The following is a 23,669-nucleotide window of genomic DNA, read 5'->3' on the forward strand; positions in this document are numbered from 1 at the left end:
GGGGTGGCTGGGCTCTCGGGCGGGGGAGCACGACGGCGGGCGTTACGCACCGTGACAGGCGGGGGTTGCGCGCACCCCCGGGGCCCGGCGCATACTGAACCCGCAGGATCATGAGTCCCAACGCAAAGCTCTGGCTGGTTGGGCGGCAACCCTCTTTCCGTAGCGGGGTGCCCCAGATGACGATCCGGTCGCCCGGCGAATCCGCCGGCGGCAAGTACGGCGCTCCGACCCGGGTGCGTCGCCAGGGAAAGGACTCTTCCATGACCAACGCTCCCCGCCAGATCCGCTTCAACGCCTTCGACATGAACTGCGTTGGCCACCAGTCACCCGGATTGTGGCGCCACCCCGAAGACCGGTCGGCGGACTACACCAAGCTCAGCTACTGGACCCACCTGGCGAAGACCTGTGAGCGCGGGCTCTTCGACGGAATCTTCATTGCCGACGTGCTGGGCACCTACGACGTTTACGGGTCCTCCAACGAGGCCACGCTCCGCCAGGGCACGCAGGTGCCGGTGAATGATCCGCTGCTGCTGGTCTCCGCGATGGCCCTGGTCACCGAACACCTGGGCTTCGGCGTCACGGCCGGCACCGCGTATGAGCATCCGTACCCGTTCGCCCGCCGGCTTTCCACGCTGGACCACCTCACCAACGGCCGCGTTGGCTGGAACGTTGTTACCGGCTACCTGCCCTCCGCCGCCCGGAACATGGGCGCCGAAGACCAGCTCGAGCACGACGAGCGCTACAACCATGCCGACGAATACCTCGAAGTGGTCTACAAGCTGCTCGAAGGCTCCTGGGAAGACGACGCCGTCGTCCGTGACAGGGAAACCGGCGTCTTCACCGATCCGTCCAAGGTCCATGACATCAACCATGAGGGCAAGTACTTCAAGGTCCCCGGCATCCACATTTCCGAGCCGTCCCCGCAGCGCACCCCCGTGATCTACCAGGCAGGCGCGTCGCCGCGCGGCATCGGCTTCGCCGCGGAGAACGCTGAAGCAGTGTTCGTGGGCGCATCCACGGTGGAGAAGCTCAAGGCCACGGTCACGAAGATCCGCGACGCCGCTGAAGCCGCCGGCCGGGACCGGCACTCGATCCGGATCTACACCCTGCTCACTATCATCACGGCCGCCACCTCCGAGGAAGCCGAAGCCAAGCACCTGGACTACCAGCGCTACACCAGTGACGAAGGTGCCCTGGCTCTGATGTCCGGCTGGATGGGCGTGGATCTCTCCAGCTATGAACTCGACCAGCCGCTCGGCACGGTGAAATCCAACGCCATCCAGTCTGCCGCCGCGAACTTCCAGAAAGTGAAGGACGACGGCGAACCCTGGACGGTGCGCGACATCGCCGAGACTGCCGGGATCGGCGGGCTGGGACCGCGGCTGGTCGGCTCCGGCGCGGAGGTGGCCGAGGAGCTGATCCGCTGGGTGGAGGAGACCGACGTCGACGGCTTCAACCTGGCCTACGCGGTCACGCCCGGAACCTTCGAAGACGTCGTCGAGTTCGTGGTGCCCGAGCTGCAGAAGCGCGGCGCGTACCCCACGGAGTATGCCCCCGGAACCCTGCGGCAGAAGCTCTTCGGTGCAGGCGACAAGCTTCCTGAGGACCACCGGGGCGCGCGGTTCCGGCTGGAACCGGCGGTCCGGCACTAGGCCGGGACCGCGGGGGATTCCGTTAGGCTCGTGCGCATGACAAACGCGGGGAACAGCAAAACTCTCAGTCTCAACGTCACCTCCAAGCGCGCCCGGGCACGCGGGGAAATGGTGGTCGCGGTGCCTGCCGCGGCGCTCCCGCCTGCCGTGGAACGGGCCGGGGCAAGGCTTCCGCGGATGACCGTGACCGGGATCTGGCAGGAGCGGGCAGAGCTGGTGGCGGGAACCACCTGGAAGACGTTCGGCGAAAACATTGTGCTCACCTTCGAGCCCGTGGACGCTGCAACCGCACGGGTTGTGGCTACCAGCACACCCCACGTTCCGACCACCATCTTCGACTACGGACAGGGCAAGGCCGACGTCACCGAGGTGCTGAACGCGGTGGCAGCGGAGCTCTAGTCCGGACATGGTGGAAGCGGCGGCACGCGGCCGCCGCTTCCTTTCGGGCAGGACCTAGTAGATCTTGATCGAGCCGCCGTCGGCCATCAGCGTCTGGCCGGTCATGTACTGGGACTGTTCGCTGGCCAGGAACACCACGATCGGAGCGATGTCCGTCTCCGGATCACCCAGTCGGCCCAGGGGAATGCCGTCCACCACTTCCTGGAACGCCTCCGGGAACGCCTGGCTCCACTGGGCGATGCCCGGCGTGAGCGCGATCGGGGAGACCACGTTGACGCGGATGCCGTCCTTCGCCCATTCATTGGCCGCCGTGCGTGAAATGGCGCGGATGGCTTCCTTCGCGGCGGCGTAGGTGACCTGGTTGGGAAGGCCCTTCATGCCCGCACCGGAGGCGAAGTTGATGATGCTTCCGCCGGTCTTCTTCAGCTCGGGATAGGCGGCGCGCATCAGGTGGAACGTGGCCATGGTCCCGGTGTTGAAGGACAGGTCCCACATCTCCTGCGTGGTCTCCATGATCGGAGCCTGCTTGGACGCATGGGCGTTGTTGACCAGGACATGCAGGCCGCCGAGGCGCTCCACAGTCTCCGCCACAATCTCCTTGGTGCTCTCCTCCTTGGAAATATCCTTGGCAATGAAAATGACCTCGCCCTGGCCATCGAGTTCGGCCAGGAGCTTGTCTCCCTGAGCCTGATCAATGTCGACGACGGCAACCTTGGCTCCTTCGGCCAGGAAGCGGCGGACGATTCCCTGCCCGATCCCTCCGGCGCCGCCCGTGATGATCGCGGTCTTACCTTGCAGTTGCATGATCTTCCTTCCGTAGAGCCGGTGTCCTTCCGGAATCCGGCAGGTGGGTGAGGGACTGTTCAACCCCGGCGATGAAGTTCGCCACGAGGAAGTCCAAGGAACGGCGCGACGCGGCATAGCTGATGCCCTGGTCCCGGAAACCGGAGGCCTGCGGGTAGGAGGCGACGGCGTCGTCACCCCACCGCTGGTCGCGTTCCGTTCCGGTGCGTTCGGGGCCCGTGAGAGCTGCAGCGGTAATGGAAGCGGTGCCGATGACGGCGGCGGAAACACCCAGCAGGCAATCGAACCCCTGCTCGCTGGTCAGTCCTGCTTGCCTCAGCCGGGAGAGCAGCAGTTCGATCTCCCCGGGCGTTGCCACGTTCACCAGCCGCCGCGGCGTCAGGATGATGCGCAGCAGCCACGGATGTGCCTGGAATGCCCGCCACTGGGCATCGGCCATGTGCTGGAGCATCTGCTGCCAGGCGGTGTTCGGGGCGGGGAACAGTTCATAGTCGCGGGCGGCGGCGTCGGCCATGAGCAGCAGAAGGGTACGGCGGTCAGCCACATGGCGGTAGAGTGCCATTGCGGAGACCCCGAACTCGGCTGCGACCCGGCGCATTGAGACGCCGTCCAGACCGTCGGCGTCGGCAATCCGGACAGCAGCTTCCGTGATGGCGGCAGCGTTCAGTGGCTGCTTGTGGGGCACGGCCGTCCCTTCCCTAGCGTGTTTACAGTGTATACCTCAAGGTCCGCCCGAGCGCTTGGCGACCCTATCTTCCGGAGCATTGACCCAGCCTGTACCCGCTCCTACGGTGGAGGCAGGGCCGACGGCGGCCCGCACCAGCGAAGGAGAATCCCATGGATCCAGCAGCTGACGCATCGGGGCGCGTGCTGTCCGCGGACGGAACGCCCATCGCCTGGGAACGTCACGGCCAGGGTCCGCCGCTGGTGGTGGTGGATCCCGTCATGATGGACCGGACCTCCTCCGGCCTGGCCGGCGTTGCCGAACTGCTGGCAGAGGGCCACACCGTCTACACGTATGACCGCAGGGGCAAGGGCGAAAGCGGGGACGGAGAGGAATACACCCCCGAATCCGAGGTGGATGACCTGCTGGCTGTCGTGCAGGCAGCGGGTGGATCGGCGGACCTTCTGGGAACCTCCTCGGGAGCGATCCTTGCCCTCCGCGCCGCTTCGGAGTCAGCCGTTGTCTCCAGCGTCATTGCCGTCGAACCGCCGCTCTCTCAGGAGGGTGCTGCCGGGCCCGACATCCGCCCGCAGCTTGAAGCCCTGATCGACGCCGAGGACCGGGCGGGGGCCGTGCGCCTCTTCCAGGAGTCCATCGGTGTCCCGGAGGAAATCATCGAGCAATCCGAACCCTCACCTTTCGAGCCGGCGGCGCACACCATCTCCTACGACCTCACCCTCATGCTGGAAACCGACATCCAAGCCCTCACGGGCATTCATGTTCCGGTCCTGGTGCTGGCCAGCAGCGGCAGCGATGCCCGGCTGCAGGCCTGGGCCCGCGAGACGGCGGAAATCCTTCCGGAAGGGTCCTTCCAGCTGCTTGAGGGATCCTGGCACGGACTGGACGATGCAGTGCTTGCCGAGGCAGTCAGCGATTTCCTGGATTAGGGGCCGCGGACGCCGGATCGACCCGTCGCAGGACGGCGCGTACGCTGAAGACCCGTTGAGTTCCAACCGGAGGGAGGGCCAGAATGGCACACCGCAATGATCCCGAGGTTATATCCCGCCTGCTCTCATCCAAAGGACGCTGGGCAGTGGTGGGTCTCTCGAATAATCCGCTGCGGCCCGCGGTGGGTGTTTCCAAATTCGTCCAGGACTCGCTGGGGATGGAGATCGTCCCGGTGAACCTGGCCGGCGACGACGTCTTCGGCAACAAGGGATACACCAGGCTGGCTGAGATCCCGGGCCAGATCGACGTCGTCGACTGTTTCGTGAATTCATCCCGGGTCGGGGACATTGTGGACCAGGCCATCGAGGTTGGAGCCAAAGCCGTCTGGCTGCAGCTCGGCGTCGTGGATGAGGCGGCCGCCCAGCGCGCCGCCGAAGCGGGGCTCGACGTCGTCATGGATACCTGCCCCGTTATTGAAGCGGGACGCTTCGGGCTCTAGGACTGAGCCGGACCTGTCGGGCGCAGGTCCACCGGCAGTGAACGGTGGCTTTTCCACGCCGCGAGCATCTGGTCCCGGGTGCCGCCGGGGTGGGAGGCATGCCAGTCCCGGGAGAACCGGTTGAGCTCAAACTGAGGCCCGATTGGCCGGGCGGCGGCGGATCGGGTGGCATGCCAGTGGTCCAGGGCCGCGGCCAGCGTCGCAGTGCCGTCATTGGCCGCGAAGAACGCCCGCATGGGCGCATCAAACCGGAAACCGGGTCCCAGTGCGTTGACGAAGAACTCCCGGAGCACCTGGCTGCACGGATGTCCGGCAGGAACCACCGTATGGATCGTCAGCGGCGGGACCAGCGGCGCCGGCCGGCGCGGCGGGCGGCCGGGCGCTTCCGCCAGGGACCGTCCAGCCAGGCAAGCCGCGACGCGTGAGCTGACAGTGGCCTTTGAGCCTGCGGCGCTGAGGCCGTTTGCCCGGGCGAAGGCCTGCAATTCCTCCTTCAGCCAATACCAGCGGAGGTACTCCGTTTCGCTGAGATCGGTGGAAAGCGGCGGGCGCTGCGTCGGAATCACGCCTTCCATCCTGCCCGACGAAGATGCTGCAGGCCCCAGCCCGCGCCGTACGTGGGAAAACTCTTGGCGACCCAGGTGGTGCACGTCACGCCCGGACGCACTGCGTCATATGCGGTCACAACATTGCGCGGGCTCTCGCCAGCGGACAGCATGAACCCGTAACCATCCAGAGCGGCTGAGAGACCTGGCTCCGTGACGCCGCAGCAACCCCTTCCGTAATTCATACGGAGCAGAGGGGTGCTACCGCCAGGACCGATGGAGAAGCACCCGCTATCTTTTGGTCCCCTTCAAACGTGCCTCGGCGCGCTGAAGCCGTGGACTCCGCGGCGCGCACCTTCACAACCTGAAGGAGGAGAGCATGATCCGGATCGAGAATGTTTCGACCGTTTTTGACACCGGCGGATCCAGTTTCACCGCCGTGGACAACGTGTCCCTGGACATCCCCAAAGGCAGCATCCAGGGCATCATCGGGTTTTCCGGTGCGGGTAAATCCACGCTGCTGCGCAACATCAACCTCCTGGAACGTCCCGCCTCGGGCCGGGTCCTGGTGGACGGAACGGACCTGACAGCTCTGGCCGATGCCGAGCTGCGCGCCGCACGGCATGAGATCGGGATGATCTTCCAGCACTTCAACCTGCTGAATAACCGCACAGCCGCGCAGAACGTGGAGCTCTCGCTCAAGTTCGCGGGAGTGAAGAACGCTGCCGAACGCAGGGCCCGCGCACTGGAGGCGCTCGCCGTCGTCGACCTGTCGGAGAAAGCGCGGACGTACCCGGCGAAGCTCTCCGGTGGTCAGAAGCAGCGGGTTGCCATAGCCCGTGCCCTGGCCACCCGGCCCAAGGTGCTGCTGTGCGATGAGCCGACCTCCGCCGTCGACCCCCGCACCACCGCGTCCGTGCTGCAGTACCTCAGCGACGTCAACGCGCGGTTCGGCATCACGATCGTGGTGGTGACGCACGAAATGAACGTCATCAAAGCCATAGCGGACAACGTGGCCGTCATGGAGGAAGGCCGGGTCGTGGAGCAGTTCGCGCTCACGGAGCTGGCCCGGCCAGGGTTCACGCCGGCCACCTCGATCGGACGGTACCTGATCTCTGACGAAATCTCCCTGGACCGGGCTGCGCGCCGGGAAGGAGCCCGCGTTGCTTGAGCGCATTGCCGAAGTCTGGCCGGAACTGCTCGCCGCACTGGGGCAGACCGGCACCATGCTGCTGGTCGCGATCCCGCTGGCGGTGCTGATCGGCACCCCGCTGGGCGTGCTGCTCTACGCCCTGGGGCCGGACGGGCTGGGGCACAAACCGCGGCTGCACCGGGTCCTGGACTCTCTGGTGAACCTGGTGCGTTCCTTTCCGTTCCTGATCCTGCTGATCGCGATCATCCCCTTCACCCGCTTCGTGGTGGGAACCACCATCGGCACCGCGGCCGTCATCGTGCCGCTGACCATCAACGCCATCCCCTACTTTGCCCGGTTCGTGGAGCAGAACATCACCGCTCTGGGCGGCGGCGTGGTGGAGGCCGCCCGGTCCATGGGCGCCACCCGCGGGCAAATCGTTCGCGACGTCCTGCTGGTCGAAGCGCGTCCGGCCCTGATCAGCTCCGTCACCATCATGACCGTCAGCTTCATCTCCTACTCCGCCATGGCCGGACTGGTGGGCGGCGGCGGAATCGGTGACTTTGCCATCCGGTACGGCTACTACCGCTACGAAACCGGGCTGATGCTCACCGCGATTGTGCTGATGGTCCTGCTGGTCCAGGCCGTGCAGCTGGGCGGCTCCTGGTTCTCCCGCCGCGCTGACAAGCGCCTCTAGCTTCCCCTCCTACCGAAAGTTTCCTCCATGAGCACTCCAAGTACCCGTTTTTCCGGGCCCCGGCCCCGCCTGCTGTTGAACGCCTTCCTGATGAACACCACCAGCCACATCCGCGGCGGCCAGTGGCGCCACCCTGACGCCGAACAGCACCGCTTCAACGAATTGTCCTTCTGGACAGACCTTGCCCGGCAGCTCGAAGACGCGAAGTTCGACGCCCTGTTCTTCGCCGACGTCGTGGGCCTGTACGGAAACCACGACGGCGGCTGGGCCTCCCATGTGCGCCGCGGGCTGCAGGTGCCGGCCAACGATCCGCTGCTGCTGCTCGCAGCACTGTCCGGCGCCACCCGGAACATTGGGCTGGCGGCGACGTCCTCCGTTGTCCAGAGCCATCCGTTCCAGTTCGCCCGGCAGCTGTCCACGCTGGACCACCTCTCCGGCGGCCGTGCCGGCTGGAACATCGTCACCTCCGTGCTGGAGAACGCGCACCGCAACTTCAACGGTGACGGGCTGGCCGGGCACGACCGCCGCTATGACTGGGCGGATGAATACACCGACGCCGTGTACAAGCTCTGGGAAGGATCCTGGGACGACGGCGCCCTGGTCCAGGACAAGGCCAGCGGCGTCCACGCCGATCCGGACAAGGTCCACAAGATCCATCACCGCGGTGAGCGGTATTCGATCGACGGCCCGCACCTGAGCTCTCCCTCCCCGCAGCGCACGCCCGTGCTCTTCCAGGCCGGCAGCTCCGGCCGCGGACAGCAGTTCGCGGCCGCCAACGCCGAAGCCACGTTCATCTTCGCGCCCAACCCCTCCCATGCAGCGAAGGTTGCCGCCGGGGTCCGTGCCCGCGCCGCCGAGGCCGGGCGGCTTCCAGATGACATCAAGGTCTTCACCGGGCTGTCCTTCGTAGTGGGCGGAACCGAAGCAGAAGCGCAGCGCAAGAAGGCCGAACTGGACGAATACCTGGACCTGGATGCCGTAATCGCGCACATCGGCGGCGGCCTGGGCATCGACCTCGGCGGCCTGGAGCTGGACACTCCGCTGGGGGAGGTGCAGACCGAAGGCGGCCGGGGTGTGCTGCAGGCCATCATCGACTCCACGCCCGGCGGCAACCCGACCCTGGCCGACGTGGCCCGCTACCGCACCGAGGCACAGCAGGTCACCGGCACCCCGGAACAGATCGCCGACGAGCTTGAACGCTGGCAGGACGCAGGAGTGGACGGGATCAACATCATTAACGCGATCCTGCCCGGCTCCTACACGGACTTCATTGACGGTGTGCTGCCCGAGCTGCGCCGCCGGGGCCTGGCCCAAAGCGAATACGCCCCCGGCACGCTAAGGGAGAAGCTCTTCGGAGCCGGCCCGCTCCTCAACGAACGCCACCGGGCCGCCGCTTTTCGCGGGGCCTTTACACCCGACAACACCCTTGCAGCTTCAGGAGCCACCCGATGACCGCCAGCCTGCTCACCCGTTACGGACACACGGTGCCAGCAGAGGCGCAGCGCTGGTTCGACGTCGCAGACGAGGTCGCCGCCATTCTTGCCGCTGACGCTTTGGAACGCGACGCCGCGAACAAGCCGCCGTTCACCGAGGTGGAAATCCTGCGCAGGTCAGGGCTGCTGCCGTTGACCATCCCGGCCCGCTTCGGCGGTGCGGGAATCGGCTGGAGCACCGCCTTCGAAATTGTGCAGCGGGTGGCACGTGCGGATAACTCGATTGGCCAGCTGCTGGGTTACCACTACATTTTCCAGGCCTTCCCGTTCATTGACCTGGGCGAATCCCGGGGGCAGGCGCTGGCGGACGACTGCCTGGACCACCAGTGGCTCTGGTCCTCCACAGGGACGCCCCAGGGCCCGCAGGCCACTGCGGTCCGCACCGGCGGCGGTTACCTGGTCACCGGCCGGAAACCCTTTGCCACTGGCAGCCGGGTTGCGGAGAAGATCTATGCACGGGCGGTGCTCGACGGCGGCGACCGGCTGGCGCTGATCATCGACACGGCTTCCGACGGCGTGATCCGCCACGATGACTGGGATGTCCTGGGCTCCCGGCTGACCGCCACCAACACCATCGAGTTCCGGGACGTGTTTGTTCCGGACGCAGCCGTCATCACCAACCTCGGAGCGCATGACGGCGAAAGGGAACCGCACCAGGTGCTCACCACCCCCGCGTTCCAGCTGCTGTTCGCCCACGCCTACCTCGCGGCTGCGGAAGGAGCCGTGCTGGCTGCCCGGGACTATACCCTGTCCACCGCCCGGCCGTGGTTCCACGCAGAGGTGGAAACGGCGTCGGACGATCCGTTTATCCAGAACCACTACGGGTCCTTCGCGGCGAAACTCCAGGCGCTTGCCGCCGTCATCGACCAGGCCACCACCGCCCTGCAGTGGGCGTTCGACGCCGGCGAGGCGCTCACCGCCGCGGAACGGGCGGGGGTGGCGGAGCAGATTGCAGCCGCGAAGATCGCCGCCCACGAGGTGTCCCTGGACGTCACGGCCCGGATCTTCGACGTCACCGGTGCCCGCGCCGCCGGGAGCAAGTACGGGTTCGACAGGTACTGGCGGGACGTCCGCACCCACACCCTGCATGACCCGGTTGCCTACAAATACAACGAACTCGGCCGGTACTTCCTCAACGGGACCGAACCGGTTCCCTCCGCTTACCGCTAACCATTCGCACTCTTTCAAAAGGAAACACCATGGAACGCAGGAACTTCCTCAAGCTTGCCCTCGCCGGTGCCGGCGCAGCCTCGTTGACCGCCGCTACCGGCTGCGGCCTGACCGGGGGTGCGGCAGCCTCAGGGGACAAAACCATCAAGATCATCGCCACCGAATCCGCTCCGTTCCAGGAGCCCACCAAAATCGCCGCCGCACTGCTCAAGGAGAAGGGCTGGACGCTGGAGGCAACCTACGTCACGGACATCATCCAGCCGAACCTCGCGGTTTCCAACGGCGAGTTCGACGCCAACTACTTCCAGCACGGCGCCTACCTGCAGCAGTTCAACGTGGACCAGAAGCTCGAGGTGCAGCCGCTGTTCTACGTTTACGGATCACCGGCGGGGATCTGGTCCCAGCGGTACTCCAGCCTGCAGGACCTGCCCGACGGAGCGCGCATCGCCCTGCCGGTGGACCCTGCCAACAACGGGCGCGGGCTGACGCTGCTGCGCGACGCCGGCCTGCTGGAACTCAAGGAGGGAGTGGGCGTTATCCACACGTCGCAGGAAACCATTACTGCCAACCCGAAGAACTTCGAGTTCGTGGAGGTGGACCAGCAGTCCCTCTCCAAGACCCTGCCGGACGTGGACGCCGGAGTGCTGTTCGTGCGGCTGGCCGCGGAAATCGGTCTCTCCCCGGACGACGCGCTGGCCTTCGAGAAGGAAGCAGACCAGATTCCGTTCCGCTGCGTGGTGGCCGGCACCGGTGGGTTCGCGGAGACCGAGAAGGCGCGCGTATTGCAGGAGGCCTACCAGTCACCGGAAGTCCGGGAATGGTTCGCCGGCTACATGGACGGCGTGCTGCCCACCCCGTGGGATGCCGATCCGCTGGAGGAACTCAGCTCCTGGTGGGAGGCCTAGAGCTTCCCGAAGCGTGCCCGGATGAGTCCCATGTACAAGCCGTAGAAGATCAGCCCAACCCCGACGGCGGCCAGGGCCAGCCAGCCCAGCGGCGCTTCGTTCAGGGTGTGGAGGGCGCCGTCGAGACCGGTGGATTTTTCCGGGTCCGCGGTTGCTGCTGCAGCTATCACCAGGCCGCCCAAGATGACGAGTGAGATGCCCTTGGCGATGTAGCCGCCGATCCCCGTGACAGTCGCTGTGCGCTGCCAGGTCTGTCCGGGGATCGGTCCCAGGTTCTCCCGGAACTTCTGCGTGAAGCCCTTGTAGATGAAGTAGAGGCCGATGCCGGCAATCACAGCTCCGCCCAGGCCGACGAGCAGCTGGCCGGCCGGCTGGCTGAGGAGACGTGCGGTCCACGTGACCTGGCTCTGCGCGCTGTCACTCGAGCCGCCCAGGGCGAAGACTCCGAAGGTGACTCCGATGGCGCCGTAGGCGATGGCCGTTCCGGCGTCGATGGCGCGCTTTTTCCAGACTTCTTTTTTATCGGCTCCCCCGTCCAGGAAAACCCGCGATGCCTGGAACAGCGCCAGCGCAATACAGCCGACAAAACAGAACCAGATCAGGAAGATGCCGCCGGGCTGTTGGGACAGGGTGGCGACGGCGCCGGAGGAATCGGCGTTGCTGCCTCCTCCTCCGAAGGCAATCTGGAACGCGATGATGCCGATCAGGGCGTGGAGTACCCCGCTGGCTACGTAGCCCACGCGTGCGGCGCGTTCGAACGACTTCGAATCCGCGGCGCGTTCCGCGGCCTGGCCTACTCTGCCTCCGCGTGTGCCTGCCCGATCGTTGCCCAATGTGTCCTCCAAGGGTTGCCGGCTGCCGGTGAGGGCCGCCAAGAAACTTCGTGTGCTTAGTAATTCCTTCCATCCTGCCACCTGTGGTGTGTTCGGCCTACTCCGGGCTAAGGTCGATCCATGGATGCCGCAGCGCTGAGGAAGTACTGCCTGTCCCTGACGGGGGCGTACGAAGACTTCCCCTTTGGGCCGGAATCATCGGTGTTCAAGGTTCGTGCCGGCGGGGCCGGGAGGCCTGCCAAGATGTTCGCGCTGACTGCGCTCGCTTCAGATCCCCTGATGATCAGCCTCAAATGCGAGCCGGAACTGGCCCTCCAGCTCCGGGCCGCCCACCCGGAAATCAGCGGAGCCTGGCACATGAACAAGACCCACTGGAACCAGCTGGACCTGACCGGCAATCTTGAGGACGAGCTGGTGATGAACCTCGTTGAGGACTCCTACGACCTGGTGGTGGCTTCCTTGCCGCGACGCGACCGGGAAGCCCTGGCCTGGAAGGGCCTGGCGGAGTCATGACGCAGCGAAAACTCACCTACCCGGATCCCGGCCTGACCGAGCGCCCTTATCCGGTGCCGCTGGAGGGCGGCTGGCCTCCGCGGTACCGTCTGCTTCTGCGCGAAGAACGCATATCCGTGCCGGATCCGGCCCTGGGATTCCTGCGCCTGGCGGACGGTCTGCTGGGCTGGGACTTGCACCGCGGCAGCGGACTGTGGGTGGATGCCGGCACGCCCCGGGCCCGGCCGGGACTTGAAATGACCTCCGGGGTGGGCATCGGGCCGCTGCGCTGGCACGCGCCGTGCCGCGTTCTCTGGAGCGCTGAGCCGGTGGTCGACGGCGGCGGCCGCCCGGAGCCCGGCCAGCGGGCAGGGTTCGGCTACGGGACGCTGCGCGGACACCCGGAAGCCGGGGAAGAAGGGTTCTACGCCGAGCTCAGCGAAGACGGGCAGCTGTTCTTCCGGGTGGCTGCCTACAGCCGCCCCGCGAACCTGCTCATCGCCGCCGGAGGTCCACTCAACCGGCGCACGCAGGAGCTGATCACCCGCCGGTATTTCCGCGCTGCCCGGCGGCTGGCCGTGGGGACGGGGTAACATCCTCCTGCGCGGCACGCCAGTACTGGACCAGGCACCACATGCCCCCTGCGAAACCCGCGACGCCGCACCCCGCTGCGATCCAGGGCTCCCCGGCGTCCCAACTGCCGCCGTCGGGCAGACACGGCAGGTTCACGACAACGGAGACGGTTCCCATAGCCAGCAGCAGCAATCCTGCGAACAGCAGCGCCCGTCTGCTCCGCGCGTCTTCCCTCATGCCCGGCCCCCGTGAAAGCTGAGCCGACCCTACCAGCTCAGGCTTCGCCGTCGGGCAGCTGTGCTTTGCTGTGCAGAACAAAGGCAAGCTCAGGCCCTGAGGACTCCACCGGCATGAAACCGGCGGTCAGCAGCAGGGAGATCGAAGCCTCATTGGCCTCGTCGGTGTAGGCCGTGACGCATTCGACGCCGTACTGGCCCAACGCGAACCGGCTGAGGCCGATGAGCGCCTCAGTCGCGTACCCGAGGTTCTGCCGCGACGGGACGATGTTGTACGTGACTTCCAATGCGCCGTCGACGGGTGGGCCGAGGAAGCCGATGGTTCCGATCACCAGGCCTCCGCGCTCGCGGATGAGCCGTGCCCCGAAGATTCCAGCGCGCGGCCCCAGCAAACCTGCCTGGAAGTACTGCAGTGCGGCGTCTTCGTCGACGCCCTGGGGAAAGTCGTCGGCCCACAGCTCGCAGCGGGCGCCGACTATCAGGGCATCAACGTCTGCCGCCGACATTTCCGCCAGTTCCAACCGCTCAGTCAGCAGGCTGCTGGCGGGTACCGGCTCATTCGAAAGGATGGTCACGGCAATATTCTCCCCCATCGAGATGACAGAAACTGCCCGTTTGAGGCCCGTAACGTGCAGTTTCTGCAATCTCGATGAGCGGGGTTGTGGATAACGAAACGCGGCCTCATTTGAGCAACCATAATGCTGGCCATGCGCACTCCCCGTGAACTGCCCCAAGAGCTCTGCCAGTCGACGTATACCGTCTATGACTCGGATGCCCTTGGAGTAAGCAGAGGGACTCTTCGCAACGTTCGCATCCGCCGTATCAGCAGGGCTATCCGGGCCGCGGACAACCTGGATTTGAGCGACCGCAGCTCATCGTTGCCGCCGGAAAGGATTGCGCCGTTCACACGGGTCACCTCATTTTCCGTGGCTTCGCACCGGACGGCCGCAGAGGCTTGGGGTTTTCCGCTTCCGGTTGTGCCGGGACGGGCACCCGAACTGCACATCACCCGTCCGGAAGGGCTCGCGCCGCCGAGACGGTTCGGTGTGGTTGGCCACACCGGCCGGATCCTGCCCGGCGAGGTGACCACGCTGGACGGTTTGGTCCTTACCTCACGGGTAAAAACGTGGCTCGACCTGTCGAAAGACCTCACTGTGGAGGAGCTCACGGTGATCGCGGATCACCTGATCCGGTTTCCCCGGCCGCTGTTCGAAGGTCGGGCGGATCCGTATGCGACGCAGGAAGAACTCGCTGAGATCATCGGACGTCATCCAGGCCAGCGGGGAATCCGGACCGCACGTGAGGCCCTGCGGCTCAGCCGGGTGGGTGCGGATTCCCCGCCGGAAACCCTGCTGCGGCTTGCCCTTGGCGCGGCGGGGCTGCCCGAACCGGAGGTAAATGCCCCCATAGTGGATGACGACGGCGTCCTGCACCATGAGCCGGACCTGGGCTACCGAAAGTACCGGGTGGCAGTCCAGTATGAGGGCGCGGGGCATTCGGACCCGGAACAGGTGGCACGGGACATCAGCCGGGAAGAGCGTACCCTCGCGCTGGGCTGGACCGAGGTGCGCTTATCGCGGCGGCACATGGTCGACGGCGCCCGGCCGGCCGTGGAGAAGGTCCGGGCTGCCCTGTGGGTGGCGGGCTGGCGCGCTGACCGTCCGGCGGCCTGACCCCTTGAACGAGATTACAGAAACTGCCCGTTTGAGGCTCCAAACGGGCAGTTTCTGTAATCTCGATGGGATTCCGGAGAGGAAGGGTTAGCCGAAGTGCTTCGGCAGAGTCCCCTCGTGTGCTTCCTTCAGCTCAGCCAGCGGCAGGACAAAGTGGCCCTGGAAATCGAGCGCGCCGATCTCGGTATCCACCACGCCGATGCGGGAGTGGGCGAAGCCACGGGCCGTGCACATGTCCTTGAACCGGACTTCTTCGCTGCGGGCGACGGAGACGACGGCGCGGGCCTGGGACTCGGAGAACAGCAGCGTGAACAGGTCCACGCCGTCGCGCTCGGCCACTTCATCCAGGCCAATCCGGGCGCCGACGCCGAAGCGCAGCGCCATCTCGGACAGCGCAGCCGCAAGGCCGCCCTCGGAGAGGTCGTGCGCGGCGTCGATCATGCCGTCACGTGAGGCGTTGATCAGCAGGTCGCCCAGCAGCTTCTCGGCCTGCAGGTCCACCTTCGGCGGCTGGCCGCCCAGGTGCCCGCGCAGGTTGGCGAACTCGGAACCGTCCAGCTCATCGCGGGTGACGCCCATCAGGTAGATGGCCTGCCCGTCTTCGCGCCAGCCCGACGGCGTGCGGCGGGCAACGTCGTCGAACACGCCCAATACGCCCACCACGGGGGTGGGGTGGATGGCGACGCCGCCGGTCTGGTTGTAGAGCGAGACGTTGCCGCCGGTGACGGGTACGCCGAGCTCCTGGCAGCCGTCGGCCAGGCCGCGGACGGCCTCGGCGAACTGCCACATGACCTCGGGATCCTCGGGGGAGCCGAAGTTCAGGCAGTCGGTGACGGCCATCGGGCGGGCGCCGGAGGTGGCGACGTTGCGGTAGGACTCGGCGAGGGCCAGCTTGGCGCCCTCGTACGGGTTCAGGTAGGTGTAGCGGCCGTTGGCGTCGGTGGAGATTGCGACTCCGAGGCCGGTTTCCTCATCAACGCGGATCACGCCGGCGTCATCGGGCATGGCCAGAGCTGTGTTGCCCTGCACATAGCGGTCGTACTGGTTGGTGACCCAGGACTTGTCGCACATGTTCGGGGAGGCCATCAGTTCCAGCACGGCCTGCTTCACCGCTTCGCCGCCAAACGGGCGGTCGGCGCTGAACGAATCGGCCTGCACGCCGTCGAGCCACTCGGGGCGGTGGAACGGCCGGTTGTAGACCGGGCCTTCGTGGGCAACGGTGCGCGGGTCGACGTCGACAATCGTCTCGCCGTCCCAGTCAATGATCAGCCGGCCGGTATCGGTGACTTCACCCAGCCAGGAGTACTCGACGTTCCACTTGTCCATGATCGCCTCGAACGCCTTCACGTTCTCCGGGGTCACGACGGCCATCATGCGTTCCTGCGACTCGGACATCAGGATTTCGCCCGGGGTCAGGGTCGGATCGCGGAGCAGGACCTTGGTGAGTTCAACGTGCATGCCGCCGTCGCCGTTGGAGGCAAGCTCCGACGTCGCGCAGGAGATGCCGGCCGCGCCGAGGTCCTGGATGCCCTCGACCACGGAGGCCTTGAACAGTTCCAGGCAGCACTCGATGAGGACCTTTTCGGCGAACGGGTCACCGACCTGCACGGCGGGACGCTTGGAGGGTTTGGCGTCGTCGAAGGACTCAGAAGCCAGCACCGAAGCGCCGCCGATGCCGTCGCCGCCGGTGCGCGCTCCGAAGAGCACCACCTTGTTGCCGGCGCCGGAAGCGTTGGCCAGACGGATGTCCTCGTGGCGCATAACGCCGACTGCCAGTGCGTTGACCAGCGGGTTGCCCTGGTAGACGGAGTCGAAGACGACTTCGCCGCCGATGTTCGGCAGTCCCAGGGAGTTGCCGTAGCCGCCGATGCCGGAGACGATGCCGTGCACGAGGCGGGCGGTGTCCGGGTGGTCGATCGCACCGAAGCGCAGCGGATCCATCACTGCAACCGGGCGGGCGCCCATGGAGATGATGTCGCGGACAATGCCGCCGACGCCGGTCGCGGCACCCTGGTAGGGCTCCACGAAGGACGGGTGGTTGTGGGACTCGACCTTGAAGGTCACCGCCCAGCCCTCGCCGATGTCCACGACGCCGGCGTTCTCGCCGATGCCGACCAGCAGGTGTTCCTTCATCTTCTCGGTGACCTTGTCACCGAACTGCTTGAGGTGCACCTTGGAAGACTTGTAGGAGCAGTGCTCGGACCACATGACCGAGTACATCGCCAGTTCTGCGGCGGTGGGGCGGCGGCCCAGGATCTCGACGACGCGGTTGTATTCGTCTTCCTTCAGGCCAAGTTCTGCCCAGGGCAGCGGGGTGTCCGGGGTGGACGCCGCGTGCTCTACGGTGTCGATGTTGAATTTCTTCTGCTCGGCGGTGGAGTTAGCGGACACGGTCATTATTTGCCTCCGGCAACGAGCGAGGTGAGTACAGAGGTGAAGACGCCGATCCCGTCGGTGCCGCCGCGCAGCGCGACGTCCCCGCGGGCCGAGGAGTCCGGGCCAAAGCCGGCTTCCACGGCGTGCTCGGGGTGCGGCATGAGGCCGACGACGTTGCCGGCGGCGTTGGTGATGCCGGCGATGTCGCGGCGCGAACCGTTGGGGTTGAAGCCGTCGTAGCGGAAGACCACGCGGCCTTCGCCTTCCAGCTCATCCAGGGTCTTTTCGTCGGCGACGTACTGGCCGTCCTGGTTCTTCAGCGGAATGACCATGCCTTCGCCCTGCGTGTAGCCGGACGTCCAGGCGGTGGCGTTGTTCTCCACGCGGAGCAGCTGGTCCCGGCACATGAACTTCAGGTGGTCGTTCTTGATCATCGAACCGGGCAGCAGGTGCGCTTCGGTGAGGATCTGGAAGCCGTTGCAGATGCCCAGCACGGGCATGCCGCCCTTGGAGGCGTCCACGACCTTTTCCATCAGCGGGGCAAACCGGGAAATCGCTCCGGCGCGCAGGTAGTCGCCGTAGGAGAAACCGCCGGGGATGATGACGGCGTCGACGTCGTGCAGGTTCGCGTCGCCGTGCCAGAGTTCGACGGCGGTGCCGCCGGCCAGGCGCACGGCGCGGGCGGCGTCGCGGTCATCCAGGGTTCCGGGGAAGGTGATGACGCCGACGCGCACTGCGCGCAGGGCAGCGTCTTCCGGTGCGGCGGAGTAGTCGCCGATCAGCGGGGTGCTCAAGACTAAGCCTCCGAAATAACTTCGACGCGGGTGACGTCTTCGATCACGGGGTTGGAGAGCAGCGTGGCAGCGGCGGTGCGGGCCTGTTCGAGGATCTCGGGGGTGACGTCGCCGTCCACGGTAAGTTCGAAGCGCTTGCCCTGGCGGACGCCGGTAAAGCCGGTCAGGCCGAGCCGGGGGAGTGCGCCGGCAATGGCTTTGCCCTGCGGATCCAGGATTTCGGGCTTGGGCATGACGTCAACAACGATCCGGGGCATCCGGTAACTCCTGTGAGTGAAGGGGTGGCCGCGGACCGTGCCGTCTCACGCTGATTCAGCGCTCCGCGAGCTTGCTCCTTCATTCTAAGGCCGTACAGCGAGATAGCAGAAAGTGCCCGTTACAGAGCTGAAACGGGCACTTTCTGCTATCTCGATTTGAGTTTTGACTCCCGGAAAGGTTACGCGGGAAGCTCGATTTGGAAGCCGCAGGAGCAGCGCAGGATGCTGGTCTCCAAGACGATGTCCGCCGTGGCGGCCTCCGGCTCCGTGCTCAGCGGCTCAAAGAGTGAGACCGTGCGGTTGTCCTTGGGACGCATGGGTTCCCCGCAGTGCAGGTACTCGGTCTCCGCGGGTTCGCTGACGGCGTTCCGCGCCCAGACCGGAGAATGCCGGACGGGGTGTCCGTAGAAGCGGTCACATTCGGCGCAGGTGTAGCTGATTTCCAGGAACTCGGCCGAGTTTGCGGTCTTCGAGGGCTCGACCGATTCGATGATCAGGTATTCATCGGTGCCGCAGTAGGAGCACCAGGGGACGTACTCCGCGGGAGCTGCCGTCTCGTGCGCGGACAGCTGTGGTTCTTCGGGTGTTGCTTCAATCGACAATCTGGTTCCTCCGGTAAAGCCCGGCGTGCCTGGAAGGGCGCGGCCCGTACGTGGATAGTAAGCAAGCTGATTCAATAATAGAACATGCATCCGGAGTTGCGGAAGTGAATGGTGCACATCACGTTCGGTAGGGTGATCCGGTGAAACTAGTCGCCGCCAAACCCTCGGTAGTCCGCCGGTCCATGAACATCTGGCCGCCCTTCGCCTTCTCCGGAATCCACATCACCGAACTGCCCGCGGACTTTATGTCGGCCACAGTCAGGCTGCGCCAGCACTGGTGGAACAAGAACGTTGCCGGCGTAGCGTTCGGCGGCAGCCTCTTTGCCATGACGGATCCGTTCTGGATGATGCTGCTGCTGCGCCACTTGGGCAAGGACCACGTTGTCTGGGACCGTGCGGCGGAAGTGGAATTCCTCAAGCCGGGCAGAGGCGACGTCTACGCACGGTTCAGCATCAGCACGCAGGACATCGAGCGGCTCCGAGCCGCCGCCAAGGACGGCTCCAAGGTCCTGGAATGGTTCACTGTGGACATCAACGATGCCGACGGCGACGTCGTGGCCCGGGTGCGCAAGCAGGTTTACGTGCGCCGCAAGCGGGAGGACGGCGCGGGCGTCCCCGCGTCCGGCGGGAGCGCTACTGTGCCGCCGTTGCCGGACCGAGCAGGGCGCCCAGGGCTTCCCACCGACTGATCTGGCAGCCGTCCGTCAGCGCGAACTCGGCGTCGACGGTCTCTCCCTCTACCGTTCCCGTTACCGTGGCCCGCTGCGGTCCGCCCCACTGCATGGTGCAGGAGACGTTGGTGCCGGGTTCGGCCATGAGGCCGGGCCCGCCTTCCGCCAGCGCAACGCACGCTGCCTCAGGATCCGGTGCGCCTGACTGGCCCACGGGCGTAGTGCCCTCGCAGTCCAGGGCCCAGGTGTCCGTGACAGCTTCGCCGTCGGCCATCAGCTCCACGCTCAGGGAGGTGGCTGCCGCACTGCCTGTCGCGGCGGACGGCGACGACGAGGCGGCAGGTGACGAGGCGGCAGATGAGGAGGGAGAAGCGGAACCAGGCGTCGGTTCCGAGTACGGTGAGGAGTTGGTGCACCCGGCCAGGGCCAGGCCTGCGGCAGCCACGAGCACAGCGGTGCGGACAGGGCGGAACAGGAACTGCATGGTGAGACCTCCCACGTTGGATGCGGTCCAGCCTAGCCAATCCTTGGCGTGAAGTGCGGACGGGCCCGGTCAGGACCCCGCACCGCTTTCCGCGGCAGCTTGGGCCTGGGCTGCGTAGTACGGTCCCTGCGCCGGATAGTAGTTGCTGAAGTCCGGCAATATTCCGTCGCCGTGAACAGCACCCAGCCGGTCCAGGTAGAACTCCCAGCCTGGCCCGGTGCTTTCCACTGTGGCCAAATCCTCCAGGTGCTGGATGAACTCGACGGCTGACCCTCCGGCACTGCCTGTGAGGTTCACTTCGAGGTCCCAGCTGCCGTACTCGTCTTCGGCGGAAACCCGGAGCCGTTCCCCGGGGACGCACTCCTGCAGCTGGAAGCTGCCGAAAGGCTGGTTCGTCTCGTAAAGCATCTGCACGTCCACTGTTTCGCCGGGGCCGGGACGTCCATCCCAGCGTCCGAACCAGAGGGCAGCCTCAGCCGGCTGTGTGAAGCTGGCCCAGATTGTTTGCGGGGACTGCGTGAACGGACGGTTGAGGATCAGGTCGTAGGCATCCGGTCCGGAGCGGATGACCCGTCCGGTTGGTTCTGGGTACATAGCTGCTCCTGAAGGGGCGCCAGCAGGTCCAGGATGCGGGCCCGCAGCTGCTGCGATTCTTCGCTAAAGGCACGTTGCGCGGCCGCATACTCCGCGCGCCCGGCAGGTGTTTCCACCGGGATTGGGTCATATCCCCAGTCCTGAAGGTCGTACGGGGAAGCCCGCATGTCCATCTCGCGGATGCGCCAGGCGAGCTCGAAGCAGTCCATCACCAGTTCCCCGGGGAGCACCGGTACCAGCTTGTAGGCCCATTTATAGAGGTCCATATTAGCGTGCAGGCAGCCCGGCTGCTCCAGGTCGCGCTGGTTTTCCCGGGTGGGCCGGAGCTCGTTCAGCCCCACCGCCTGCGGCGCGTAGAAGCGGAAGGCATCGAAGTGGGTGCAGCGGATGCGGCTTTGTTCCACGAGCTGGTCCGTGCCCTCGGCTCCCAGCCGCAGTCCGAGGTATTCATGCCGGATTCCGTTGACCTCCGACTTGTAGGCCATGGCCCACTCGTGCATGCCGAAGCAGCCCAGTGCGGCCTTGCGCCCGGCGGTCCGGGAAAGCAGCATCTGCGTGAATTCCAGTGCGGGCCCGCGGGCGGACGAGAAGGCAGGGAGGTCGACGGCGACGGCCACAGTACCGGCGTCGAGCCCTGCTTCGTGGAGTTCTGCCGCGTCCAGCTGCCGGTAGAACTTCCAGTCCGTGCGTTCGGCTGCGGCCTGCCCCGCCAGGACGACGCCGGCGCCCGGGTGCCAGCGCAGCAGCTGCCCGGGTTTCTGGGAATAGTAGGTGAAGAGGAAATCCTCTACCGGATGTTTCCGGCCGGTGGAGCGGCGGGACAGGAAGCCGTCTGCGTACGGTCGGACCCGTTCCTGGTAGGCGGCCTGCCGGGGAAGCCACTGGTCCTCGGTCAGCACGGCGGAATAAGGGAGGCTCACGGCCCCATTATCCCGCCGTGCTGCTTCGGGTCCTAGCCGACAGGGGCAGAGCGGTGATTCCCGGACGCCCCGCTGCCACCGTCCTGGTCGGAATCCTTGTTGCCGGCGCCTGGCTCCGCCGCTGCTGACTCTGCGGCTGCCGCGGAGTCGTCCTCGGCCGTCCAGCCGTCGGCATATTCCCCCGCCTCGTAGTCGTACTCCACGGGCTTTCCGTCTTCGTCGGTGCGCTGGTACCACTCCGTGACCGTGCGGTCGTGGGAATCGAAGTCGGCCCCGGCGCCCTCCCCTTGGGGGGTCTTCTCCACAGTGAAGGCGAAGTCATCGCCGTGCTCGTCGATGCCGGCGCGGACTGCATTCTCCAAGGCGGCCGTTGCATACTCCCGGCGGATAATCAGCGGGTCGGTTTGCAGGTCCCGGATCAGGGCAACCATCATCAGCAGCAGGATTACCGCGAACGGCAGGGCCGAGACGATGATCAGGTTCTGCAGCCCGGACAGGGCCTGGTTTCCTCCCACCAGCAGCATGACCACGGCAATGCCCATCATGGCCAGGCCCCAGAAGACGGTGACTTTCCGGTCAGGCTGCGGTTTGCCGCGCTGCGACAGGCTGCCCATGACCAGGGAAGCGGAGTCCGCCGAGGTAATGAAGAAGATGGCGATGCAGAACATCGCCAGCAACGGGGTGACGGTACTCAGCGGCAGCCCGTCAAGGACCTGGAAGAAGAGCGATTCCGGAGCGCTGTCGGCGGAGATGTCCATGCCCTGCATGCGCATCCAGATAGCCGTGCCGCCGAAGACGCCGAAAGCGATTACCGAGACCAGGGTGGGCACCACAAGCACGTACTGCACATATTCACGCAGTGTCCGGCCGCGGGAGATGCGCGCCAGGAAGATGCCGACGAACGGGGACCAGGAAATCCACCAAGCCCAGTAGAAGACGGTCCAGTTGGCCGAGAAGTCCGCTGCTTCGGCACCCCAGGACGGGCCCTTGCTCATCAGGTGCAGGAGGTCGGACAGGTATTCGGCCAGGGAAGCGGGAATGAGGTTGAGCAGGAACAGGGTTGGCCCGGTCAGGAAGATAAAGGCGACCAGGATGATGGCAAGGGAAATATTGACGTTGGAGAGCCAGCGGATGCCTCTGCCGATTCCGGAGACTGCCGAGGCGATGAATGCTGCAGTCAGGACGGCGATGATGCCGATCAGGACAGCGTTGGGAAGCCGGCCGATGCCGCTGATAATCTCCACGCCCCGGCCAATCTGCAGGGCGCCAATGCCGAGTGACGCTGCCGTGCCGAAGAGGGTCGCGACGATTGCGAACATATCGATCAGGCGCCCGGCCACGCCTTCGGTCTTCCGTCGTCCGAGCAGCGGGGTAAAAATGGCGCTCATGAGGGGCACCCGGCCGCGCCGGAAGGAGCCATAAGCAATAGCAGCGCCGACCAGCGCGTAAATCGCCCAGGCATTGAGGCCCCAGTGGAAGAAGGACTGTGCCATGGCCTTGTGCAGCGCCACCGCGGTTTCGGGGACTGCCTCGCCGGGGTTTGGTGTCATGAAGTAGGTCAGCGGCTCGTACGGTCCGAAGAAGAAGAGGCCGATGCCGATTCCGGCGGAGAACATCATGGCGACCCAGGAGAAGGTTGAATACTCCGGCTTTTCGCCGTCAACGCCGAGGGGAATCTTGCCGTAGCGGCTGAAGCCGACAAAAAGCATAAAGACCAGGACCACGGCAATAAGTGCGCTGAAGAGCCAGCCGGTGTTCGTCACAACCCAGCCCAGGGCCACGTCGGAGACCGACTTCAGCGATTCCGTGGAGAACACGCCCCAGGCGACGAAGCCCAGGATGAGTACTGCAGCAATGCCGAAAACCAGGGGATCGGTTCCGTAGCGCACGCGCTGCTCGTCGACGGCGATGCCGGGAATCAGTCCGGGGTGGGTGTCGTGGGGGTATTTCTTCTTCTCCCGGCGCAGTACACGTGCAGCAAGCTGGCCCATTGAGGCCTTCGGCGATGCTTGCCCTGAGGCCCCTGAACCGTTCGGGGATCCAGCTTCCGCGCTGCCGGAGGGCGGCGCGGGGGTTGCTTGGTGCCGTGATGAGGGCGGTGTTGCCACGGGAATCTTCTCCTTGGGGCGGACATGCCGGCCGCCCATCGGGTGCTTTTCGGGACGCGAAGAAGAGTAGTTCGATTAGTTTTGCGGTTCGGGTATATAAGCCGCCTTATATACCACATGCCTATCGTTACCAGTTCGTTATTCTTTA

Annotated in this window: 26 protein-coding genes and 2 riboswitches; of the genes, 13 read left to right on the forward strand and 13 right to left on the reverse strand. The window is 65.8% G+C overall.

What is annotated here, in order from left to right:
- Positions 1-106: 106 nt before the first annotated feature.
- Positions 107-223, forward strand: a riboswitch (SAM riboswitch).
- Positions 224-260: 37 nt separating this feature from the next.
- Positions 261-1,652, forward strand: a complete 1,392-nt coding sequence (locus TVB01_RS13870; protein ID WP_422456499.1) for an LLM class flavin-dependent oxidoreductase — start codon at positions 261-263, stop codon at positions 1,650-1,652.
- A gap of 36 nt (positions 1,653-1,688) precedes the next feature.
- Complete coding sequence (locus TVB01_RS13875; RefSeq protein ID WP_422456500.1) at positions 1,689-2,051, forward strand: hypothetical protein; 363 nt, start codon at positions 1,689-1,691, stop codon at positions 2,049-2,051.
- A gap of 54 nt (positions 2,052-2,105) precedes the next feature.
- On the opposite strand, the gene TVB01_RS13880 is transcribed toward TVB01_RS13875, so the two are convergent.
- Together TVB01_RS13880 and TVB01_RS13885 are read right to left on the reverse strand one after the other, a co-directional pair.
- Positions 2,106-2,855 carry an SDR family NAD(P)-dependent oxidoreductase gene (locus tag TVB01_RS13880; RefSeq protein WP_422456501.1) on the reverse strand — a complete coding sequence of 250 codons (750 nt, stop codon included), beginning with the start codon at positions 2,853-2,855 and terminating at the stop codon, positions 2,106-2,108.
- Positions 2,839-3,540, reverse strand: coding sequence for a TetR/AcrR family transcriptional regulator (locus TVB01_RS13885; RefSeq protein WP_422456502.1), 702 nt, complete (start codon positions 3,538-3,540; stop codon positions 2,839-2,841). The genes TVB01_RS13880 and TVB01_RS13885 overlap by 17 nt, the downstream gene beginning before the upstream one ends.
- Before the next feature lie 152 nt (positions 3,541-3,692).
- Here TVB01_RS13885 and TVB01_RS13890 point away from each other — a divergent pair, with 152 nt between their 5' ends.
- The gene (locus TVB01_RS13890) at positions 3,693-4,466 is read left to right on the forward strand and encodes an alpha/beta fold hydrolase (protein ID WP_422456503.1); all 774 of its coding nucleotides are present in this window, start codon (positions 3,693-3,695) and stop codon (positions 4,464-4,466) included.
- Positions 4,467-4,549: 83 nt separating this feature from the next.
- Positions 4,550-4,966, forward strand: a complete 417-nt coding sequence (locus TVB01_RS13895; RefSeq protein ID WP_422456504.1) for a CoA-binding protein — start codon at positions 4,550-4,552, stop codon at positions 4,964-4,966.
- Here TVB01_RS13895 and TVB01_RS13900 read toward each other — a convergent pair.
- Positions 4,963-5,532 carry a hypothetical protein gene (locus TVB01_RS13900; RefSeq protein ID WP_422456505.1) on the reverse strand — a complete coding sequence of 190 codons (570 nt, stop codon included), beginning with the start codon at positions 5,530-5,532 and terminating at the stop codon, positions 4,963-4,965. The two genes, TVB01_RS13895 and TVB01_RS13900, sit on opposite strands and share 4 nt — an antisense overlap.
- Before the next feature lie 159 nt (positions 5,533-5,691).
- Positions 5,692-5,794, forward strand: a riboswitch (SAM riboswitch).
- Between the two features lie 96 nt (positions 5,795-5,890).
- Here TVB01_RS13900 and TVB01_RS13905 point away from each other — a divergent pair.
- From TVB01_RS13905 to TVB01_RS13925, 5 genes are read left to right on the forward strand one after another with little or no spacing between them, the layout of a single operon-like run.
- Positions 5,891-6,682 (forward strand): methionine ABC transporter ATP-binding protein, encoded by a 792-nt coding sequence (locus tag TVB01_RS13905; protein WP_422456506.1) that lies wholly within the window; start codon positions 5,891-5,893, stop codon positions 6,680-6,682.
- Positions 6,675-7,340 carry a methionine ABC transporter permease gene (locus tag TVB01_RS13910; protein ID WP_422456507.1) on the forward strand — a complete coding sequence of 222 codons (666 nt, stop codon included), beginning with the start codon at positions 6,675-6,677 and terminating at the stop codon, positions 7,338-7,340. Before TVB01_RS13905 ends, TVB01_RS13910 begins: the two co-directional genes overlap by 8 nt.
- 27 nt (positions 7,341-7,367) lie before the next feature.
- Positions 7,368-8,792, forward strand: a complete 1,425-nt coding sequence (locus TVB01_RS13915; RefSeq protein WP_422456508.1) for an LLM class flavin-dependent oxidoreductase — start codon at positions 7,368-7,370, stop codon at positions 8,790-8,792.
- Positions 8,789-10,003, forward strand: a complete 1,215-nt coding sequence (locus TVB01_RS13920; protein ID WP_422456509.1) for an acyl-CoA dehydrogenase family protein — start codon at positions 8,789-8,791, stop codon at positions 10,001-10,003. Before TVB01_RS13915 ends, TVB01_RS13920 begins: the two co-directional genes overlap by 4 nt.
- A 29-nt stretch (positions 10,004-10,032) precedes the next feature.
- A complete protein-coding gene (locus TVB01_RS13925) occupies positions 10,033-10,908 on the forward strand; it encodes a MetQ/NlpA family ABC transporter substrate-binding protein (protein ID WP_422456510.1) in 876 nt (291 codons plus the stop codon).
- On the opposite strand, the gene TVB01_RS13930 is transcribed toward TVB01_RS13925, so the two are convergent.
- Positions 10,905-11,741: a DUF1206 domain-containing protein gene (locus TVB01_RS13930; protein ID WP_422456511.1), complete on the reverse strand. Its 837-nt coding sequence runs from the start codon at positions 11,739-11,741 to the stop codon at positions 10,905-10,907. The two genes, TVB01_RS13925 and TVB01_RS13930, sit on opposite strands and share 4 nt — an antisense overlap.
- A 120-nt stretch (positions 11,742-11,861) precedes the next feature.
- On the opposite strand from TVB01_RS13930, the gene TVB01_RS13935 reads away from it, so the two are divergent.
- Together TVB01_RS13935 and TVB01_RS13940 are read left to right on the forward strand one after the other, a co-directional pair.
- The gene (locus TVB01_RS13935; RefSeq protein ID WP_422456512.1) at positions 11,862-12,254 is read left to right on the forward strand and encodes an MmcQ/YjbR family DNA-binding protein; all 393 of its coding nucleotides are present in this window, start codon (positions 11,862-11,864) and stop codon (positions 12,252-12,254) included.
- On the forward strand, positions 12,251-12,826 hold the full coding sequence (locus tag TVB01_RS13940; RefSeq protein ID WP_422456513.1) for a DUF1990 family protein: 576 nt from the start codon (positions 12,251-12,253) through the stop codon (positions 12,824-12,826). Before TVB01_RS13935 ends, TVB01_RS13940 begins: the two co-directional genes overlap by 4 nt.
- A gap of 254 nt (positions 12,827-13,080) precedes the next feature.
- Here the strand turns inward: TVB01_RS13940 and TVB01_RS13945 are convergent, their stop codons facing one another.
- Positions 13,081-13,617 (reverse strand): GNAT family N-acetyltransferase, encoded by a 537-nt coding sequence (locus tag TVB01_RS13945; protein ID WP_422456514.1) that lies wholly within the window; start codon positions 13,615-13,617, stop codon positions 13,081-13,083.
- Positions 13,618-13,749: 132 nt separating this feature from the next.
- Here TVB01_RS13945 and TVB01_RS13950 point away from each other — a divergent pair, with 132 nt between their 5' ends.
- A complete protein-coding gene (locus tag TVB01_RS13950; RefSeq protein WP_422456515.1) occupies positions 13,750-14,715 on the forward strand; it encodes a hypothetical protein in 966 nt (321 codons plus the stop codon).
- An 87-nt stretch (positions 14,716-14,802) separates the two neighbouring features.
- On the opposite strand, the gene purL is transcribed toward TVB01_RS13950, so the two are convergent.
- From purL to TVB01_RS13970, 4 genes are all read right to left on the reverse strand, one after another.
- Positions 14,803-17,112, reverse strand: coding sequence for a phosphoribosylformylglycinamidine synthase subunit PurL (gene purL, locus TVB01_RS13955; protein ID WP_422456516.1), 2,310 nt, complete (start codon positions 17,110-17,112; stop codon positions 14,803-14,805).
- The gene (purQ, locus tag TVB01_RS13960; protein ID WP_055240623.1) at positions 17,112-17,885 is read right to left on the reverse strand and encodes a phosphoribosylformylglycinamidine synthase subunit PurQ; all 774 of its coding nucleotides are present in this window, start codon (positions 17,883-17,885) and stop codon (positions 17,112-17,114) included. The genes purL and purQ overlap by 1 nt, the downstream gene beginning before the upstream one ends.
- 2 nt (positions 17,886-17,887) lie before the next feature.
- A complete protein-coding gene (gene purS, locus TVB01_RS13965) occupies positions 17,888-18,142 on the reverse strand; it encodes a phosphoribosylformylglycinamidine synthase subunit PurS (RefSeq protein ID WP_066300964.1) in 255 nt (84 codons plus the stop codon).
- A gap of 179 nt (positions 18,143-18,321) precedes the next feature.
- Positions 18,322-18,744 (reverse strand): hypothetical protein, encoded by a 423-nt coding sequence (locus tag TVB01_RS13970; RefSeq protein ID WP_422456517.1) that lies wholly within the window; start codon positions 18,742-18,744, stop codon positions 18,322-18,324.
- A gap of 140 nt (positions 18,745-18,884) precedes the next feature.
- Here TVB01_RS13970 and TVB01_RS13975 point away from each other — a divergent pair, with 140 nt between their 5' ends.
- Positions 18,885-19,433, forward strand: coding sequence for a DUF4442 domain-containing protein (locus TVB01_RS13975; RefSeq protein ID WP_422456518.1), 549 nt, complete (start codon positions 18,885-18,887; stop codon positions 19,431-19,433).
- Here TVB01_RS13975 and TVB01_RS13980 read toward each other — a convergent pair.
- The 4 genes from TVB01_RS13980 to TVB01_RS13995 form a co-directional block, all read right to left on the reverse strand.
- Positions 19,378-19,899 (reverse strand): serine protease inhibitor, encoded by a 522-nt coding sequence (locus TVB01_RS13980; RefSeq protein ID WP_422456519.1) that lies wholly within the window; start codon positions 19,897-19,899, stop codon positions 19,378-19,380. The two genes, TVB01_RS13975 and TVB01_RS13980, sit on opposite strands and share 56 nt — an antisense overlap.
- A gap of 69 nt (positions 19,900-19,968) precedes the next feature.
- Complete coding sequence (locus TVB01_RS13985; RefSeq protein ID WP_422456520.1) at positions 19,969-20,493, reverse strand: SRPBCC domain-containing protein; 525 nt, start codon at positions 20,491-20,493, stop codon at positions 19,969-19,971.
- Positions 20,436-21,413 (reverse strand): 3-methyladenine DNA glycosylase, encoded by a 978-nt coding sequence (locus TVB01_RS13990; RefSeq protein WP_422456521.1) that lies wholly within the window; start codon positions 21,411-21,413, stop codon positions 20,436-20,438. Before TVB01_RS13990 ends, TVB01_RS13985 begins: the two co-directional genes overlap by 58 nt.
- A gap of 32 nt (positions 21,414-21,445) precedes the next feature.
- Entirely contained in the window at positions 21,446-23,404 is a 1,959-nt protein-coding gene (locus tag TVB01_RS13995; RefSeq protein WP_422456522.1) for a BCCT family transporter, read from the reverse strand.
- Positions 23,405-23,669 lie beyond the last annotated feature (265 nt).

Source organism: Arthrobacter sp. 7Tela_A1 (genome assembly GCF_049311065.1).
In the GTDB taxonomy this organism is placed as follows: domain Bacteria; phylum Actinomycetota; class Actinomycetes; order Actinomycetales; family Micrococcaceae; genus Arthrobacter_B.